Consider the following 17,089-nt stretch of genomic DNA (forward strand, 5'->3'; position numbering starts at 1 on the left):
GCCGGGTCCGGCGGCAGCGTAGCAGCCCCGGCGGGCGCGCGTGGCGCCTTGCCAATGAGTTGGCAGTTTTCCATCCATTTGGAGAGATGGCCTGCCGGCCGGCGGCTCAGCGGCTCCGCAAACCTGCCAGAGCGGACGGCGCGCGGCGCGCGGCGCGGCCGGCGCGTCTCCGAGAGCACCAGCGCGAGCGACCCGAGCTCGAGGGCGCGGGCGACGTCGCTCTCAGTAGGCCCCCTTCGGCTCGAGGCCCAGCATGTGCTGGCCGACCATCGTGGACACGGCGTCCCAGTTGAGGGTGATGTGCTGGGCGATCGCGTTGCCGTCTCGCCACATGCGCTGGATGGGTTGACCGAGCGCCAAGCTGCTGCCTCCGACGCACGAGAACAACGCCTCGATGGCGGAGTGCGACAGCTTCGCCGCGTAGGCGTGGCCTCGCCGGTTGCGGATGCGCTTCTCGACGCTCACGGACCTCCCCTGGGCTGCTGTCAGCTCCACCTCGGTGATGTCGCGGTCGAGGACGAGCCTCGCCGCGTCCACGGCGGCCGCCGCGTCGGCCAGGCGCGACTGCACGTGAGCGAACTGGCAGAGGCGCGCTCCCGCGCCGCCGATGCCGCCGCGCGTGACGCGGCCCTCGCAGAGATCGAGGAAGGCATCGATGGCGCCTTGGGCCGTGCCCAGGAGCGGGGCCACGAGGCAGACGGGGATCGCCGACAGGAAGGAGATGCTGTAGATGCGGTTGGGGTTCACCGCGGCCCCAGGGGGCGCACCGGACGCGGCCTCCGCGAAGGTGAGCTTCCGGTGACCCGGGACGAAGGTCGGCTTGTTGAGCACCACGGTCTTGGACCCGGTGCCAGCTTGACCCGCGACGTGCCAGTCGTCCTCGATCGACCAGTCGGAGCGGGGCACGAGCAAGAAGCCGGCGTCGGGGGTGGCGTCGTTCTCCCTCGGAAACTGGACGCCCAGCACGGCCCATTGCGAGTTGTCGACGTTGGACGCGAAGCGCCACTTGCCCTGGATCAGGTACCCGCCGTCCACCGGACGCGCCGCGGTGACGGGCGAGTAGGAGCCGCACAGGATGGCCCGGGGATTTTCCCTCCACACGTCGTCCTGCGCCTGCTCCGGGAACAATCCGAGCAGCCACTGGTGGATCGCCCCGAGCGAGCATGCCCAGGCGGATGAGGTGCAGCCTCGCCCGATCTCGCTGATCACGTCGAGGAGCGCGGTGAAGCCGTACTCGTAGCCGCCGTAGCGGGCGGGCTGCATCAGCCGGAAGAAGCCGGCGCGATGGAAGAGCTGGTTCGTTTCCTCCGAGACGCGGCGCTCGATCTCCGTTCGCTGGGCTTGCTCGCGGAGGCGGGGGATGAGCTCGCGCGCCGTGGAGACCAGACTCTCGAGCGACGGCGCGTCGGCGGTGGGGCTGACCCGACCGGGGGCCTTCATGACCACGGTTCTGATCGACGAACGTTCGAGACTCATGGATCATCCCTCGCGTGGCGAAGATTCGCTGGATGGCGCGACGGCGCGTCCAGGCGCCGCGAGGCTCTGGATCACGTCCGGAGTATGCGAAGATGCCCGCGACGGCGCCAGACGGCGCCCTGGAACGGCCGCGTTCGAGGAGTGGAACGTCGAGGGAGCTCGACGATCTGTCCGGTCTGTCGGTACGGTTGCTATCATCGAGCCCGTGCACCTCGAGTTCATCGGCGCCGCCCGGACCGTCACCGGATCCATGCACCTCCTGAGGACGCGTGACGCGACCGTCCTGCTCGACTGCGGCCTCTACCAGGGCCGCCGCGCCGAGTCGTTCGAGCGCAACCGCCACCTCCCTCTCCCCATCCACGAGATCGACGCCGTCGTCCTCTCCCACGCGCACATCGATCACTCCGGCGCCCTGCCGATCCTCGTGAAGAACGGCTATGAAGGCCCGATCTACGCGACCCCGGCGACGCGCGATCTCGCGGCCGTGATGCTGCGCGACGCCGCCGCGATCCAGGTCTCCGACGCGCGCTACCTCAACCGCCGCGCCGAGAAGCAGGGGAGCGACGAGCCGCGCGTCGAGCCGCTCTACGAAGACGACGACGCGGTCGAGGCGATCTCCCGCTTGATCGCCGCGCCCTACCACCGCCCGATCGAGATCGCGCCGGGCGTGCGGCTCACCTTCCTCGACGCGGGCCACGTGCTCGGCAGCGCCGTCTCGCTGCTCGACGTCGTGGAGGGCGAGGCCCACAGGCGCGTCGCCTACACGGGCGATCTCGGCCGCTACGGGCGCCCGATCCTGCGCGATCCCGAGGTCGCCGAGCGCGCGGACGTGCTCGTCTGCGAGAGCACCTACGGCGATCGCCTGCACGAGGGGACCGACGAGCTCGACGAGGATCTCGCGCGCGTCATCCGGCGGACCTCCGAGCGGGGCGGCAAGCTCTACATCCCCACGTTCGCGCTCGAGCGCGCGCAGGAGGTGATCTTCGCGCTCAAGAAGCTCCGCCGGCGCGGCCGCATCCCGCCGCTGCCGGTCTACGTCGACTCGCCGCTCACGGTGAAGCTCACCGACGTCTTCCGGCTCCACCCCGAGTGCTTCGACGTCGAGACGCGCGCGCTCCTCCGCGGCTCAGGATCGCCCTTCGATTTCGAGGATCTTCGCTACGTCGAGGACGTCGCGGGCTCGAAGGCGATCGACGCCGAGCCCGAGCCCTCGATCGTCATCGCGGCGAGCGGCATGTGCGAGGCGGGGAGGATCCTCCACCACCTGAAGGCCGGGATCGAGGACCCGAAGAACACGATCCTCATCGTCGGCTATCAGGCGCAGCACACGCTCGGGCGGCGGCTCGTGGAGGGACGATCGCGGGTGAGGATCTTCGGCGTGGAGCGGGACCGTCGGGCCGAGGTCGTGGTCCTGAACGGCTTCAGCGCGCACGCCGATCAGGGCGACCTGCTCCGCTACGCGGACCGCTGCCGCGAGCGCGGCCCGCTCGGCAAGATCGCGCTCGTCCACGGCGAGCCGCGGGCGCAGGAGGTCCTCGCGAGGATGCTCCGTACGCGCGGGCACGGCGAGGTCGTGATCCCGGCGCCCGGTGATCTCCTGGAGATCGCCTGACCGGTCGTGGCTGCCGATCGTGGCCCTGCTGCGCGCCGCGCGCGCCCGGGTCGCCACTTCGCCAGGCCGGGGACGAAGGGCAAGGCGTTCTCCGCCTTCATGACGAGGCCTCTCCAGATCTCGCCTCTGCTGAGCCTCGGCTGGGTCGGGGCGAGATCCCGGTTCACGGCGACCTCTCTGAACACGTAGATCATGCTGTCTCCTGGTCGATCTTCCCCAGGCTGCGCGCGCTGGGCCTTCGGGGTCCTCCGGGAGACCGGCATCGCCGGCAGCGGCCCGCGCGTCGGCGCGGATCGCCGCGAGGCGGGACGCCGCGCCGGCGCCGCCACGCTTAGGATCGCGTCCGGAGTATGCGAGGATGCCCACGACGGCGCCAGATGGCGCCCTGGAACGGCCGCGTTCGAGGAGTGGAACGTTGAGGGAGCCCGATGATCTGTCCGGTCTGTCGATGTTCGTACGCATCGTCGAGGAAGGCTCGCTCAGCGCGGCCGGCCGGGCGCTCGGGCTGCCCAAGGCGACCCTCAGCCGCAACCTCGCGCTGCTGGAGCAGCGGCTCGGCGCGCCGCTGCTGATCCGCTCCACGCGCGCGCTCAGCCTGACGGATACGGGCAGGCGCTTCTTCGACAAGGTCCAGCCCATCGTCCGAGAGGCGCAGCAGGCGACCGCCGAGGTCAAGATCCTCCACGCGGCTCCCTCGGGGCTGCTGCGCATCACCGCGCCCGTCGCGTACGGCCAGGCGGCGATCGCGCCCCGCCTGCTCTCGTTCATGAGGCGTTATCCGGCGGTTCGCATCGACCTGCATCTCCATGATGGGCGCGTCAACCTGGTCAACGGCGGCTACGACCTGGCCATCCGGATGGGGGCGATCGAGGACAGCGAGCTGATCAGCCACAAGCTGGCCGACGTCACCATGGTCATCGTCGCCTCGCCGACCTGGCTGGAGCGGCACGGCATGCCCCAAAGGCCCGTCGAGCTCGCCCAGCATGCCGCCGTCGTCACGCGGCCCGATATCGTCCAGTGGAAAGTCGGCGGGGAGACCGTGCGCGTCTCCTGGCGCATGAGCACCGGCAACATGATCGTCACGCGGGACGCCGCGAGGGCCGGGCTGGGCATCGCTTTCGTGCCCGAATTCCTTGTGTTGCGCGACCTGGAACAAGGAACGCTGGTACGCCTGCTCCCCGACGTCGAGCTGCCGGTGATTCAAGCGACCGCGCTGTATACCCGCGCCGCCGGCCAATCGGTGGCGCTGCGCACCTTGCTCGACGACCTCCTCGCCAGCCGACCCATCGAGGCCGACGCCGCGCCGTCGTGACCCTGCCCGGGCGCGGGTATAACGCCCCGCTGCTGCGACATGCGATGTCGGTGCACCGGCCTTTCATCAGGTGGGGTGAAGATGAACGAGCCGCCGGCCTTCAGAACCTGTCTGCCAGCGTGAGCTGCGGGTGCTGCGCCGGGAAGAGCGCCGGGACGAGCCGGGCGGCGTCTCCTGTAAGCCGGAGCTTCCCCGCGTCGCACACCTCCAGCGGCGCGTCCGAGCCGAGGAGGAGCCGCGCCACCGCCCAGCCGCCGCGGACCGCGCTGCGCGCCCCCGCGGCGCTGCGCCCGTGGACGACCTCGACGCGGCCGCGGTCGAGGCGGAGCGTCGCCGTCTCCTCCGGGCTGGCGAGGGTGAGCGCGCCGCGGTAGCCCGCGAGCTCGGACGCGGCGAGCCGGGCCGAGAGCTCCGGCGCCATCGCCGCGAGGCATCCCGGGAGGTCGATGACCCGGACCATCGCGGCGCCGTTGGCGGCATACCGCTGCTCGTGGCGGCTGTTCAGCGTCCGGAGCCGCGCGGCGAGCGCCGAGCGGTAGGGGAGCGTGTCGAAGCGGAGCTCGGGGAGCGCCTTCCGCCGGCAGAGGGCCCCGAGCGCCGAGAGCGCCGCTTCAGGCGCGCCGGTCGCCTCGGCGCACACGAGCCGGCTCCCGCTTGCCTGGACGACGACATGCCCTTCGGGGCGCTCTCGATCGGCGCCCCAGCACCAGGCCTCGACGTCCTTGCGCATGCCGCTCCACGAGCGGAGATAGGTCGGCCGCACCGCCGTGCCGGTGAGGCCGGCGTTCCACCGGTTGTGCAGCCGCACCAGCCCCGGCGTGGGCGCCGCGGGGATCTTGCGCAGCCCGCGCAGCCGAGGCAGCGTGGCCGGGAGGTCGGCGAGCTTCACACGCCACCGCGACTCGGGCCAGGCCGGCGCATAGCCGAACCGGTGGTAGAAGTCGTCGATCCCGAACAGGATCGAGAGGTGATAGCCGCGGGCGCGCATGCGGTCGAGGCTGTGCGGGGCCGTGCGGGCCATGAGCCCTTTCCCGCGGTGGGCCGCCTCGGTGGCCACCGCGCCGATGCCGCCGCAGCGCACCTCCGCCCGGCCGATCCGCATCCGGTAACCCCACACGCCCCAGTGGGTGACCATCGCGTCACCGAGGAATCCGACGGCCGAGGCGTCCCAGTCGTAGTGGCTGTGGTTCACGTACCAGGCGGCGCATTCGGCGCGGAAGCTCGCGTAATTGCCAAAGGTGCGCGCCGCGATCTCGATCACCGCCGTCGCGTCGGCGACCGGAGCGGGGGAGCGGACGGCGAGGGACGGAGTCTTCAGGAGCGTACCCGCCATCGGTAATAGAAGCGGTTCGCCCACGGCTCGGGATCGAGCATGCGCCCCTCGTACCCGGACCCCGCCAACCCTGTCCAAATTCCTGACATGCGGACCGGCGATCGCGTCGCAGGCGGCGCCTCGGGCCGCCCAGCCAGGCCTGGCGCCGCCCGAGCGCCTCGCGGAAAGCGCGCGCAACGCGGCCAGAAACGCGCGCAAGCGGGAGCGGAGAGCCCGCCGGCACGGCCGGCGCCGACCGGCTTCCGGTGGCTCGGCGCGCGCAGTAGCATCGCCCCGGAGGCAACCCCAGCGGATGCGCTGCACCCTCTGTCACCGCAGGATCGGCGTCGTCGCGGGTTGCCCGCTGCACGGCGGCGACCCCGTGAGCGCCGCGAAGGAAGAGCCCGGGGCGGCGGAGGTCGCGCCCCGGGTCCCGGGGTTCGATGGGCTCCGCCTCCTCGACGAGGGCGGCTTCGCCCGCGTGTTCGCGGCCTCGCGGCGCGAGGACGGCCTGGCGGTGGCGCTCAAGGTCGCGCGCCATCGAGGCGATCCACGGTTCTCGCGCGAGGCGGCCGCGCTCCGCCGGGTCGGCCCGCCGGCGGTGCCGCGGCTGCTCGGCGAGGGCGAGATGGAAGGAGGTTTTCCTTATCTGGTCCTCGAGCTCATCGACGGCGAGACGCTGGCGCGCTGGATGGAGGCGCTCCCCGGGGCGGGCGCCGCCGCGCCAGGGGAAGCCATGCGGCTCATCGACGGGATCGGCGCCGCGGTCGACAGGGTACACGCGGCCGGCGTCGTGCACCGGGATCTGAAGCCGGAGAACGTGATGCTGCGGCGGGCGGGGAGGCCGGCGCCGGAGGTCGCCCTCCTCGATCTCGGGCTCGCACGGCCGGGGGAGGCGAGCGGCGCGGCGGAGGAGGGGAACGCGGTCACGCGCACGGGGCTCCGGCTCGGCAGCGCGCTGTACATGGCCCCGGAGCAGTGCCTCGACGCGCGCGACGTCGACGCCCGCGCGGACCTGTACGCGCTCGGGGTCGTCGCCTTCGAGCTGCTCACCGGGCGGCCACCCTTCGTGGGGGAGCCCTCGGCCGTCGTCCGCGCGCACGTCTCCCGTCGCCCGCCGCGGCCGTCCGAGATCGCGCCCGTCCCGCGCGGCGTGGACGAGGTCCTGCTGCGCGCCCTGGCCAAGGCCCGGGAGGAGCGATTCGGGTCAGCGCGCGCCTTCTCCGAGGCGGTGCGGGCGGCGCTCGAGGGCGCCATCGCGAGCCCGCCGGCCCAGAGGGGCGGTGAACCGCCTCCTCGTGCCGATGGACCGTCCCGACGGGTCGGCGAGCCGCCCAAGGGGGTCGATGAACCAGAGAATCAGCTCAGAGAACCACCTGATTCGAGCCTTGAACCAGAGAATCAGCTCAGAGAACCACCTGATTCGAGCCTTGAACCAGAGAATCAGTTCAGAGAACTACCTGATTCGAGCCTTGAACCAGAGAATCAGCTCAGAGAACCACCTGATTCGAGCCTTGAACCAGAGAATCAGCTCAGAGAACCACCTGATTCAGGCGCTGATCCAGAAAAAAGTGCCAGAAAACCGCTTAAGCTTCGCGACGAGCCCTCCGAGACAGCGGGCGAGCCACCCACGATGGCCGGCGAACCGCCTCCGTGGGCCGGCCAGGTGCCCCAGCTGGCTGGCCAGCCGGCCTCGGACGCCGCGCCGGGCAGGCCCGACCCGCCCCGGCGGAGCCCCGTGGCGCTCCTCGCGGTCCGCGGCGGCGCGCCGGTGCAGGAGGTCGTCGGCATCGCCGCCACGCTCGGCGGGCGGCTCGCCAGGGTGCAGGACGGGCTCTATGTCATCGCCTTTCCCGCCTTTCCCGGGACCGCCGCCCAGGGCGCTCGTGCGGCCCTCCAGGCGGCCCGGCAGCTCGTGAGCGCGCTGGGCCAGGGCGCCTCGGCGGCGGTGCACGTCGCCGAGCTCCAGGTGCGCGAGGGCGCCGCCGGGACGGTCTTCGCAGGGCCCGCGCTCGCGCGACCCGCGAGCTTCTGGCCCCCCGGCGCGCCGGAGGCGGTCGCGATCACCCCGGAGGCGGCCGCCCTCCTCGGCGAGCCGACCGGACCGGCCGGCGACGACGACGCGAGCGCAGGCGCCGCCCCCCCGGGAGCCCCGGCGGTCGAGCCGCCGATCCGCGGGCGAGATGGGCTGCTCGACGAGATCGTCGCGCAGGTGCGCGCCGCATGGCGCGACAGCACGCCGCTCCTGCTCACGCTGCTCGGCGAGGTCGGGCACGGCAAGACGCGCCTCTGGAGAGCGGTCGCCGCGGCGCTCTCGGCCGAGCCCGGCGCGCAGGTGATCGCCCTCGCGGCGAGGCCGCCCGACGTCGCAGAGCCGGCAGGGCTCGCCCGCGCGCTGCTCCGCGCCGCCCTGGCCCTCGGCGACGGCGCGCGCGCCGACGCGATCCGCGCGGCGTGCGTCGCGCGGCTCGGCCCCGAGCTCGGCCCCGCGTCGTGGCCGGCGGTCGCGTTCGCGCTCGACGCCCTGCCGGAGACCGAGCCCGCGGTCGCCGCGGTGCTCGCGGCGCCCGGCGCGCTCCGCCAGACGCTGGCCCGGGCCGCCGGAGAGGCGCTCCGGCGCGCGTGCGCGCCGGAGGGACGCCCGCTCGCGCTGGTCGTCGACGACGCGCAGTGGGGCGACCAGGCCGGCCTCGACGCGATCGAGATCGCGACCCTCGCGGGGGCCCGCGCGCCGCTCGCGATCCTCGTGGCGGCGCACCCCACGCTGGCCGCGGTGCGCCCGCTCCACGGCGAGCGGGCGGCGCGCTCCGCCCAGCGGGCGCTCCCGCCGCTCGACCCGGGCGCCGCGCGCGCGGCGCTGCTCGATCGGCTGCGCCCGGTCGAGTTCGTCCCGGAGCCGGTCGTCGCGGGCCTGCTCGAGGCGGCGCAGGGGGTCCCGCTCTTCCTTGTCGAGCTCGCGGCCGCCCTCTGGCAGGCGGGCGCCGTCCGGAAGGTCCGCGGCGGGCCAGGGTGGTACCTCGCGGCCGACGAGAGCGCGCGCGGCGAGGCGGCGCCGGTCATGGACCGCCTCGCGCGGCGGGCCCTCGCGGGCCTGCCGCCGCCGCTCGCCGAGCTCGCGCAGGTGTGCGCCGTGGCGGGCGACGAGCTCGCGGTCGACGACCTCGGGAGCCTCCTGGACGAGGCGGTGCGCGCGCGGGCCGTCAGCGCGTGCGGGGACCTGGATCCCGGCGTCGGCCTGTCGCGCCTCGTGCGCCGCGGCGTGCTGCGCGCCGTGGACGCCGCCGGCGCGAGCCGCCTCGCGTTCGCGCACCCGCTCCTGCGCGAGGCGATCGAGGCGGAGGCGCCGCCCTCGCTGCGGCGGCGGCTGCACGGGATCGCGCTCCGCCGCCTGCTCGCGGCGCCCGCGGAGCGAGGCGCCCGGCTCGCGCGGCTCGCGCGCCACGCCGCGGCGGCGGGCGCGCACGCCGAGGCGGCCGCGGCCTGCTTCGAGCTCGCGGAGGAGGCGCGGCGGCGGCACCTCTACGTCGACGCGGAGCAGCGCTACACCGCGGCGCTGGCGGCGCTCTCGCAGATCGAGCCGGCGCTCTCGCAGATCGAGCCGGCGCGGCCGGAGGTCGAGCCGGCGCCGGCGCTCCTCGTGAGCCGGGCCGCCGTGCTGGCGGGCCGGGGCAAGGTCCGTTACCGGAACCAGCGCTTCGACGACGCGGCCAGCGACCTCCGCGCCGCGCGGGCGCTCGCGGAGGCCGGGGAGGACGGCGCCCGGGTCGCCGACCTGCTCCTCGAGGAGGCCACGGTCCTCGACTGGTGCGGCGACTACGCGGGCTCGCAGGCGCTCGTGGACCGGGCGGCGCCCCTCGCGGCGCGCCTCGGGGACGCCGGTCTCGCGGTGCGCTGCGACGTCGCGGTGGGGCGCGGCCATTTCCGCCGGCAGGAGACCGAGGAGGCCATCGCGCGCCTCGCGGAGGCGGCCCCGCGCGCCGAGGCGCTCGGCGACCACGAGAGCCACGTGATCGCCCTGCTCCTGCTGGCGCCCGCGCTCGTCTACGCCCGCCGCATCGACGAGGCCGAGGCGCGGTTCGAGGAGGTCATCGCGCGCTGTTCGAGCGCGGGGGATCGCCTGCACCTCGGCGTCGCCTACATGAATCGCCTCTTCGTCCGGCTGATGCGCGAGGATCCGGAGGGCGCCGTGGGCGACCTGCGGACCGCGGTCGCGCTCGCGCGCGAGCTCGGCAGCGCGTTCCTCGAGCGCGGCCCGACGCACAACCTCGCCGAGCTGCTCTACTGGAGCGGCGAGCTCTCCGAGGCGCTGCCCCTCGCGGTCCGCGCCTGGGAGCTCCAGCAGCGGTTCTTCGAGGCGAGCCTCGTGCCCGACTACGCGCTCCTCGTCGCGCGGATCCACTGCGCGCGCGGCGAGCTCGACGACGCCCGGCGCCACCTCGACTGGGTGCTCGGCCACGCCGATCTCGACGCCGTGCCGCCGGTCACGCGGGCGCTGATCCGCCTCTGCGCGCAGGTGGTGCAGGGCGGCGACGCGCCGGACGCGCTGTGGGACGCGCTCGTGAACGAGGTGCGGGGGGCCGCGCTCCTGAGCGAGCACATCGAGGTGCTGTGCTTCGCCGCGGAAGCCGCGCTCCGCGGCGGCCGGATGGATGCGGCGCGCCGCTGGCTCGGCGAGGCGGCGGCGCAGACCTCGGGCTCGCGCTTCTGGAGCGGGCGGCTCTCCCGGCTGGCCCGGGAGCTCGAGCGGCGGTCGCTCCCGTGAGCCCCTGGGCCGCCGCTGTCGCCGCCGCGGCGACAGCCGCCCTCCTCGTGTCGCCGCGCGGGCCACGGCGCGGCTGGCGGCGCCCCGGCGCTCTCGCGGTCTGCTCGGGCCACCATCGTGGCACGCCCGCTGCTTGACCCCCTGCACCCCATGCGAAAGGCACGATCATGACCCGACGAACCGCCTGCCTTGGCCTCTCCACGCTGTCCGTGACCGCGGGCCTCACGCTCGCGGCGAGCGTCTCCGCCGCGCCCCTCGCGCCCTCGATCCCGCTGATGCAAGCCGGCAATCACCTCACGCTCGAGCAGCTGGGCTTCAACCTGCTCACGACCAACCGGCAGAGCCTCACGGCGCTCTCCAGCAACCCGCTCAACGAGGCGTCGTTTCGCGCGGGAGCGCCCCTCGCCGGCAGGCCCGGGACGCCCGTCCCCGCGGGGACGCTCCACCGGGCGTTGCTCGACCCCTCGGCGCGCGAGGTGATGAAGGACCTGGTCGCGTGCGCGCTCGGGGGCGGTCAGAGCGTCTCGTGGACGCCGGGGGCCGGCGAGGCGTGGCGCCCGACCGCCGCGGAGTCCATGGAGGCCGGCGACACCGGCAAGCTCACGTGGCCGGGCGCCGGCACGGGGCTCTGCCCCGCGTGGGCCGGCGGCGCGCCCGACGCGGCCTGTCAGGAGCGCGTGTCGGCCTGCCTCCTGACGAGGAACAACGCCTACGGTAGACCTCAGCAGATCTCGATCCGCGGCGGATCCGCCGCGCTCGCGACGAGCCCGGAAGAGCTCACGAAGTTCACCGACCGCGAGGGCGCCTACTTCGGCAACATCCTGAGCCCGGACGGGCTGAACCCGGCCGCGGAGAAGACCTCTGTCGACCAGCCCCGGCCCGCGGTGGACCTGATCTACAAGAACGCCTTCGTGTGCGCTCCGCCCGACACGCGCGCCCTCATGGCGATCGGGTGTCAGAACATGACGATTCGCTTCTGGATGTCGACGCGTGTCTGCGCCGTGCCGGACCGGCAGGGAGGGACGCACCATCAGGGGTGCGTCGCGAGCTATGCCGGCTATTGCGGCGAACCGGCGCCCAATGCCACGCCCGGCGAGGCCCATCACGTGTGCGCCCCAGAGAGCTCCGCAAGGACGTACCCGACCTGCACGGCGGGCGGTCGCCCGTGGGCGCACCCGATCACCGTGTTCCTTCCTCACGAGAAGCCCGAGCTGCACAGCTGCCGGGGGTGGATGGAGATCCAGGACCCGCTCCGCGATCACAACCGGCCCAGCCCGGATCCCGTCCCGGACCAGCGTATCCGCGCGCGAAAGCCGGGCTCGCCGGACGACCGCGCGTCGATCGTTCGCCAGCAGCCCCGAGCGCCGGCGGCCCTCCCCGCCGTCCGCCAGCAGCCCCGGGCGCCCGTGCAGCGCTGAGGCGACCGCCGACCGCCCGGCGACCTCGCGGGGCGTGGACCCCGCCGTCGGCTGCTGCGCTTTGCCCCTCGCAGTGACAGCGACCCCCGATCCCCCGGACGGCTGCTATTGCGACGCCGAGCGCGCGCGCTTCGGCGACCGCTGCCCGAGCTGCGGCGCTGCCTGCTAGGGCTGCTCGGCCCACCGTCGTTCCCGCAACAATCCCCAAAGGGGAAGTGTGAATGATGTCAGGAGGCGATACAATGAAGGTGATTGCATATGTTTCGACGTCGGTAGTACTGGCGACCGTCGCGGCCTGCGCTGACCCGCCAGGCTCCTTCGAGGAGGGGTCCGTCGAAGAGTCGGAGGCGGCGCTCTACGGTGGGAAACCCGTGCCGCCCGGGCCAGACATCCTTACTGGGCCCGATTGGGACACGGATCGGCCGGGGCTCGATTACTGGAGCATCAAGACCGATTCTGCTTATAGTTGTCGAGATGCCTGCGCACAGGATTCCGGCTGTGCAGCTTGGTCGTATTATCTGGGATTCTGCAACTTCAAGCACGGTATTGCGTTCCAGCAGCGCAAAGCGGGTGTGGCTTCGGGTACCGTCGCTCCCAGGTATGAATGGAGCATCGTTCACGAAGGTGGCGAGACGTTCCAGACGCTTCAGGTCAGCAGCCTCGACGCCTGCCGGCTGGCCTGCCTTAACACGCCCTACTGCACGAATTTTACGATGGACCTCGGGAGTCCCAACGGCTTGTCGGGAGTCGGGGCGCCCGCGTCGACAGCAGGCGCTTGCTGGCTGAAGCACGGCTATGGCTCTGCGAGGTGGGCCGAGCGCGAAAATTGCGTGTCGCTGCCGAGCGGCTATGGCAACGGCCAAGGGGCGAACGGGGGGTATTTCGTCTCGTGGACCACCTATTGCGCAGAACGATTCCTCGTTTCCGGACTCCTGGGATTCACTTTTTTCGATGCTGGGCGACCTTGGTAGGCGCCGGGAGTGACGGCTATCAGCACGGGCCGAGCCTGTCGGCGCGACGCGTGCGTCAGGGCGTATTCAGCCCATCGCGACTGGCCCTGCGGCTCGCGCCGGCCTGAGGTCGCGCCGGCGCGGCGGGCGGTCCCGATCCGTACCACCACACCTCCGCCCGCCACGTGATCGCGGCGGCATCGCGCGCTTGCATTCCGCCGCGAGCTCGGGCGAACTCACCCGAGCATGGCGGCGACCACGAGGCCTCATGATCCCCCTGGCACCCTCGTCGACGAGGAGCCGGTCGCCTCCGACGAGCTCGCCCCCGGCACCCTCGCCGGGGAATTCTTGATCGAGGAGGCGCGGAGCCACGGCGGCTTCGCCGTGGTCTACCTGGCCACGCAGCTCGGCACGGGGCGGCCCGTGGCGCTCAAGGTCCTGCGGCGTCGGCTCGCCGCACGCGCGCGGATTTTATCGAGGTTTCAGCAAGAGGCCGCGGCCCTCCGGGGCCTCGCGCACCCGCACATCGTCGAGATCGTCGGCGTGGGCGACCTGCCGGACGGCCGGCCTTACATCGCGATGGAGTGGATCGAGGGCCGGACGCTCAACCAGGAGCTCCGCGGCCGCGGCGCGCTGTCGCCCGCCGAGGCGCTCGCCGTGCTCGAGGAGATCGGCGGCGCGCTCTCCGCCGCGCACGCGCTCGGGATCGTCCACCGCGACGTCAAGGCGCAGAACATCATGGCGATCCCGCGGGACGGGTGGTTCACGACGCGGCTCGTCGACTTCGGGATCGCCAAGCTGCTCGATCCCGGGCGGCTCGGCCGCGAGGCCATCGTCACGCAGGGCAGCGTGCTCGGGACGCCGGGCAGCATGGCCCCCGAGCAGATCGCCGGCCTCGCCGTCGACGCGCGGACCGACGTCTACGCGCTCGGGCTCCTGCTCTACGAGATGCTCACCGGGCAGCCCGCGTTCCGCGCCGACAACCCCGTCGAGCTGGAGGAGCTCCACCTGTTCGCGCCGCCGCCCCGGGCGAGCGATCTCGTCCCCGCGCCGCCGGCCGTCGACGCCCTCATCGCGCGCTGCCTGGCGAAATCGCCGGACCGGCGCTGCCAGGGCGTCGCCGAGCTCCTCGCCGAGCTGCGCGCCGCGCTGGCGGGGGCCGAGGCCGGCGTCCGGGCCGCGGCGGCGCTGTTCGCCGGCGTGCAGATCGAGGGCGAGGGCGAGATCGACGAGGCGGCCTTCGACGACGCCGAGGCGGTCCTCGCGGCGGTCCGGTGCGCCGCGGCCGACGCGGGGCTCGCCACGGTCGTGGACGGCGGCGGCGTGCTGGTCGGGGCGGTGGCGCTCCCCGGCGAGCCGGAGGGCAGCCGCGCGGCGCGGGGCCGCCTCGTCGGCGCGGCGCGCGCGCTCTCGGCCGCGATCGCGGCGCGCTCCCGCCCGAGCCCTGCGGTGCACGTCACGCTGATCGTGCACGCCGCGCCCGCGATGGTCGTCCACGGCGCGCCGGGGCGGGAGCGGTTCGGCGGGGGGGAGCTCTTGCGTCTGCACGAGTGGACGGCGGGGCACCGCTCGGGCGGCCTCGTGATCACCCCCGCGGCGCGCGCCGGGCTCGACGAGGGCTAGCGACCTCCGGATCGCGCGACCCGCCTCGTGCGCCGGTCGCGACCGGGCGCGCTGTCGCCTCCGCGTCGCAGCCGGCGACCGTCGTGTCGCCGCGCAGGCCACACGACGCCGGGGCTGACGCTGCGCCCTGCGCGTTCCGGCGCCTGGATTCCACGACATGGCTCCGGCGGAGAGGCTGGCACGTGCCGTGCTGAGGTGACGCGATGTGCAGAGGTGACGTGCAGCGGTGATGTGCTGACGTGCTGACGTGACGTGCTGAGTGCCAGGAGCGCCGAGGGGCACCGCCGGACACCAGGGCTGACGAGGTCGATGAAATGACCCCGGCGCCCGTGGACCCGGGGCGAACGCGCGCCCGCTGCGTCGTCTGGGCCGCGGGGGAGCTTCGACCCAGCGCGCCGGCTGCCGCGCCTTCTTTGTGGGTAGAGATAAGGAGACAACTATGAAGTATAGCGCCATCGTCTTGTTTCTTGGTTCGTTGCCGCTCGCGGCATGCGCCGTCGAGCCGCCCGAGGACACCGGCATCGAGGCCGACGGCCCGGTCGCGCCGGAGGCGGCGGGAGATCCGGAGATCGGGGTTGCCGAGAGCGCGCTGGGCAGCGGCGAGCGGCTCTATTATCACGAGGAGTTCAAGGTTCGCGGCTGGGTCGTGGAGGAGGTCCACTACGAGGTGCTCCCGCGAACGAGCAACCGGAAGTGCACCCCCGGCTATCAGCGGGATCATATCGAGGTGATCCACCGCGGAAACGGAGATTGCTCGTTCGACAAGTGGTTGAGCCCGGGCGATCCGACCGACTGCGGCGCGAGCATCAGGGTCAAGCGCAGCGCCGGAGGGGACAACATCTGGAACGGCACGTGCGAGGTGTCGATCTTCGAGAAGCCGATCCTGACCCGCAACAACAGCTGCGTGAACCATTGCGGGGGGAGCGCCGCCGAATGTCATTGCGACCCGCTGTGCCTCTACTATGACGACTGCTGCTCGGACTTCCAGCTCGCCTGCAGGTAGAGCGGCCGTCCCCGACGCGATCCCGAGGGGCGCCGAGGCGGCTCGTTTCACGAGCACGCTCCGGCGCCTCGCCGCGGGGTTCAGGCCCTGAGCGCGGCGGAACGAGCCTGGTTGGCCCCGACGGGGGTGGGGGACGGGCCGATGGCTGAACTACCCCTCTGGGTCCCGCTCCGGCCCCAGCCCGTGCCGGTGCAGCAGCCGGTACAGGTACCGTCGATCCAGCCCCGCCGCCGCCGCCGCCCGCGAGACCCTGCCGTCGTGCGCCCGCAGCAGCGCCTCGAAGTACCGCCGCTCGAAATCCGCGAGCACCCGGTCCCTCGCCTCGGCGTACGGCACGCTCGCGTCGACCGGCGGTGGCGCGCTCACCGGCGCGAGCTCGCTCACGGGCGGCGGCGCGCGGAACACGAGGTACTGCTCCACGTAGTTCCTGAGCTCGCGCACGTTGCCCGGCCACGCCGCGCGCTTCATGCGGGCGATGATCCTCGGCTCCCGCAGCGCCGCGGCCTCCTCCGGCGTCGCGTGGAGCGCGGCGAGGAGATCGTCGAGCAGCGCCGGGATGTCCTCCGGCCGCTGCCGGAGGGGCGGCATCGGGATCCGCACGACCGCGATCCGGAAGTAGAGATCGGCCCGGAAGCGGCCCGCGTTCACCTCGGAGCGCAGGTCCCGGTGCGTGGCCGCGACGACGCGCACATCGACCGGCCGCGCCGTGTTCGTCCCGACGCGGCGGATCTCGCGCGCCTCGAGCGCCCGCAGGAGCTTCGGCTGGAGGTCGAGCGGCAGCTCGCCGATCTCGTCGAGGAAGATCGTCCCGCCCGACGCCTCCTCGAAGGCGCCCACGCGCGGCTCCGCCGCGCCCGTGAACGCGCCCTTCGCGTGCCCGAAGAGCTCGCTCTCGATCAGGTTGCCGTGGATGGCCCCGCAGTCGACGACCACGAACGGCCCCTCCCGCCGCGCGCTCCGCTCGTGGATCGAGCGGGCCGCCTGGCTCTTGCCGGTGCCGGTCTCGCCCTCGAGCAGCACGGTGACGTCGCGCTCCGCGGCCCGGGCCAGGAGCGCGAACACCCCGCGCATGGCCACCGACGCGCCCGAGAGCGCGCCGAACCGCGCCTCGTCCCACAGCGGCAGGCGGTTGTGCTCCGCGCCGAACTCGAAGCGCGCCACGGTCTTGCCGACGCGGATGAGGCTGCCCGTGCGCAGGAACGCCTCGACGATGGCGACGCCATCGACGTTCGTGCCGTTGCGGCTCTTCAGGTCGCGGACGCGCGCGCCGGCCTCGTCGATGCGGATCTCGCAGTGGAAGCGCGAGACGGTGGGGTCCGCGACGACGAGGTCGTTGCCTTCGCCCGATCCGAGCGAGCACCGATCGGCGGAGGAGTCCCACACGGCGCCTCGGGCCGGCCCCTCGACGAGCTCCAGACGGAAGCGGCGCACCGCGCCCGCGCTGTCATCCGCAGGCGAGCCGGTGTGCGTCAGCGTCTCGGGGCCGCCTTCGGGCGCCTTGCTCGGAGGTCTGCTGGGCACGCGGCCACGGTATCACAGCGGGCGGGCGAGCCATCGAGCCGCGCTCGGGCGCAGGGGCAGGCGGATCGAGCGCGGCCGGGTGTCCCTGGGGGCGGCTCCG

Annotated in this window: 10 protein-coding genes; 7 read left to right on the top strand and 3 right to left on the bottom strand. The window is 73.4% G+C overall.

What is annotated here, in order from left to right; translation table 11 throughout:
* Positions 1–222: 222 nt before the first annotated feature.
* Positions 223–1,440 carry an acyl-CoA dehydrogenase family protein gene (locus ACSRUE_RS27330; protein WP_441286153.1) on the bottom strand — a complete coding sequence of 406 codons (1,218 nt, stop codon included), beginning with the start codon at positions 1,438–1,440 and terminating at the stop codon, positions 223–225.
* 241 nt (positions 1,441–1,681) lie between these two features.
* Here ACSRUE_RS27330 and ACSRUE_RS27335 point away from each other — a divergent pair, with 241 nt between their 5' ends.
* Complete coding sequence (locus ACSRUE_RS27335) at positions 1,682–3,088, top strand: MBL fold metallo-hydrolase RNA specificity domain-containing protein (RefSeq protein ID WP_441286154.1); 1,407 nt, start codon at positions 1,682–1,684, stop codon at positions 3,086–3,088.
* Between the two features lie 415 nt (positions 3,089–3,503).
* Complete coding sequence (locus ACSRUE_RS27340) at positions 3,504–4,400, top strand: LysR family transcriptional regulator (RefSeq protein WP_441286155.1); 897 nt, start codon at positions 3,504–3,506, stop codon at positions 4,398–4,400.
* 100 nt (positions 4,401–4,500) lie between these two features.
* On the opposite strand, the gene ACSRUE_RS27345 is transcribed toward ACSRUE_RS27340, so the two are convergent.
* Complete coding sequence (locus tag ACSRUE_RS27345; protein ID WP_441286156.1) at positions 4,501–5,733, bottom strand: GNAT family N-acetyltransferase; 1,233 nt, start codon at positions 5,731–5,733, stop codon at positions 4,501–4,503.
* Positions 5,734–6,025: 292 nt separating this feature from the next.
* Here ACSRUE_RS27345 and ACSRUE_RS27350 point away from each other — a divergent pair, with 292 nt between their 5' ends.
* The 5 genes from ACSRUE_RS27350 to ACSRUE_RS27370 all read left to right on the top strand — a co-directional run bounded on the left by ACSRUE_RS27350 (position 6,026) and on the right by ACSRUE_RS27370 (position 15,468).
* Complete coding sequence (locus ACSRUE_RS27350) at positions 6,026–10,474, top strand: protein kinase domain-containing protein (protein ID WP_441286157.1); 4,449 nt, start codon at positions 6,026–6,028, stop codon at positions 10,472–10,474.
* Between the two features lie 167 nt (positions 10,475–10,641).
* A complete protein-coding gene (locus ACSRUE_RS27355; RefSeq protein ID WP_441286158.1) occupies positions 10,642–11,892 on the top strand; it encodes a hypothetical protein in 1,251 nt (416 codons plus the stop codon).
* Between the two features lie 242 nt (positions 11,893–12,134).
* Positions 12,135–12,863, top strand: a complete 729-nt coding sequence (locus tag ACSRUE_RS27360; RefSeq protein WP_441286159.1) for a PAN domain-containing protein — start codon at positions 12,135–12,137, stop codon at positions 12,861–12,863.
* A 225-nt stretch (positions 12,864–13,088) separates the two neighbouring features.
* Positions 13,089–14,465, top strand: coding sequence for a serine/threonine-protein kinase (locus ACSRUE_RS27365; protein ID WP_437767134.1), 1,377 nt, complete (start codon positions 13,089–13,091; stop codon positions 14,463–14,465).
* A gap of 439 nt (positions 14,466–14,904) precedes the next feature.
* Positions 14,905–15,468, top strand: coding sequence for a hypothetical protein (locus tag ACSRUE_RS27370; protein WP_437767135.1), 564 nt, complete (start codon positions 14,905–14,907; stop codon positions 15,466–15,468).
* 150 nt (positions 15,469–15,618) lie between these two features.
* Here the strand turns inward: ACSRUE_RS27370 and ACSRUE_RS27375 are convergent, their stop codons facing one another.
* Complete coding sequence (locus ACSRUE_RS27375) at positions 15,619–16,989, bottom strand: sigma 54-interacting transcriptional regulator (RefSeq protein ID WP_441286160.1); 1,371 nt, start codon at positions 16,987–16,989, stop codon at positions 15,619–15,621.
* Positions 16,990–17,089: the final 100 nt, after the last annotated feature.

This window comes from Sorangium sp. KYC3313 (assembly GCF_052075895.1).
GTDB lineage: Bacteria > Myxococcota_A > Polyangia > Polyangiales > Polyangiaceae > Sorangium > Sorangium cellulosum_B.

Bases quoted from the DNA above. Each gene is read 5' to 3' on its own strand.
- ACSRUE_RS27330 (WP_441286153.1), bottom strand. From the start codon at position 1,440: ATGAAGGCCCCCGGTCGGGTCAGCCCCACCGCCGACGCGCCGTCGCTC.
- ACSRUE_RS27345 (WP_441286156.1), bottom strand. From the start codon at position 5,733: ATGGCGGGTACGCTCCTGAAGACTCCGTCCCTCGCCGTCCGCTCCCCC.
- ACSRUE_RS27350 (WP_441286157.1), top strand. From the start codon at position 6,026: ATGCGCTGCACCCTCTGTCACCGCAGGATCGGCGTCGTCGCGGGTTGC.
- ACSRUE_RS27355 (WP_441286158.1), top strand. From the start codon at position 10,642: ATGACCCGACGAACCGCCTGCCTTGGCCTCTCCACGCTGTCCGTGACC.
- ACSRUE_RS27360 (WP_441286159.1), top strand. From the start codon at position 12,135: ATGAAGGTGATTGCATATGTTTCGACGTCGGTAGTACTGGCGACCGTC.
- ACSRUE_RS27365 (WP_437767134.1), top strand. From the start codon at position 13,089: ATGGCGGCGACCACGAGGCCTCATGATCCCCCTGGCACCCTCGTCGAC.
- ACSRUE_RS27370 (WP_437767135.1), top strand. From the start codon at position 14,905: ATGAAGTATAGCGCCATCGTCTTGTTTCTTGGTTCGTTGCCGCTCGCG.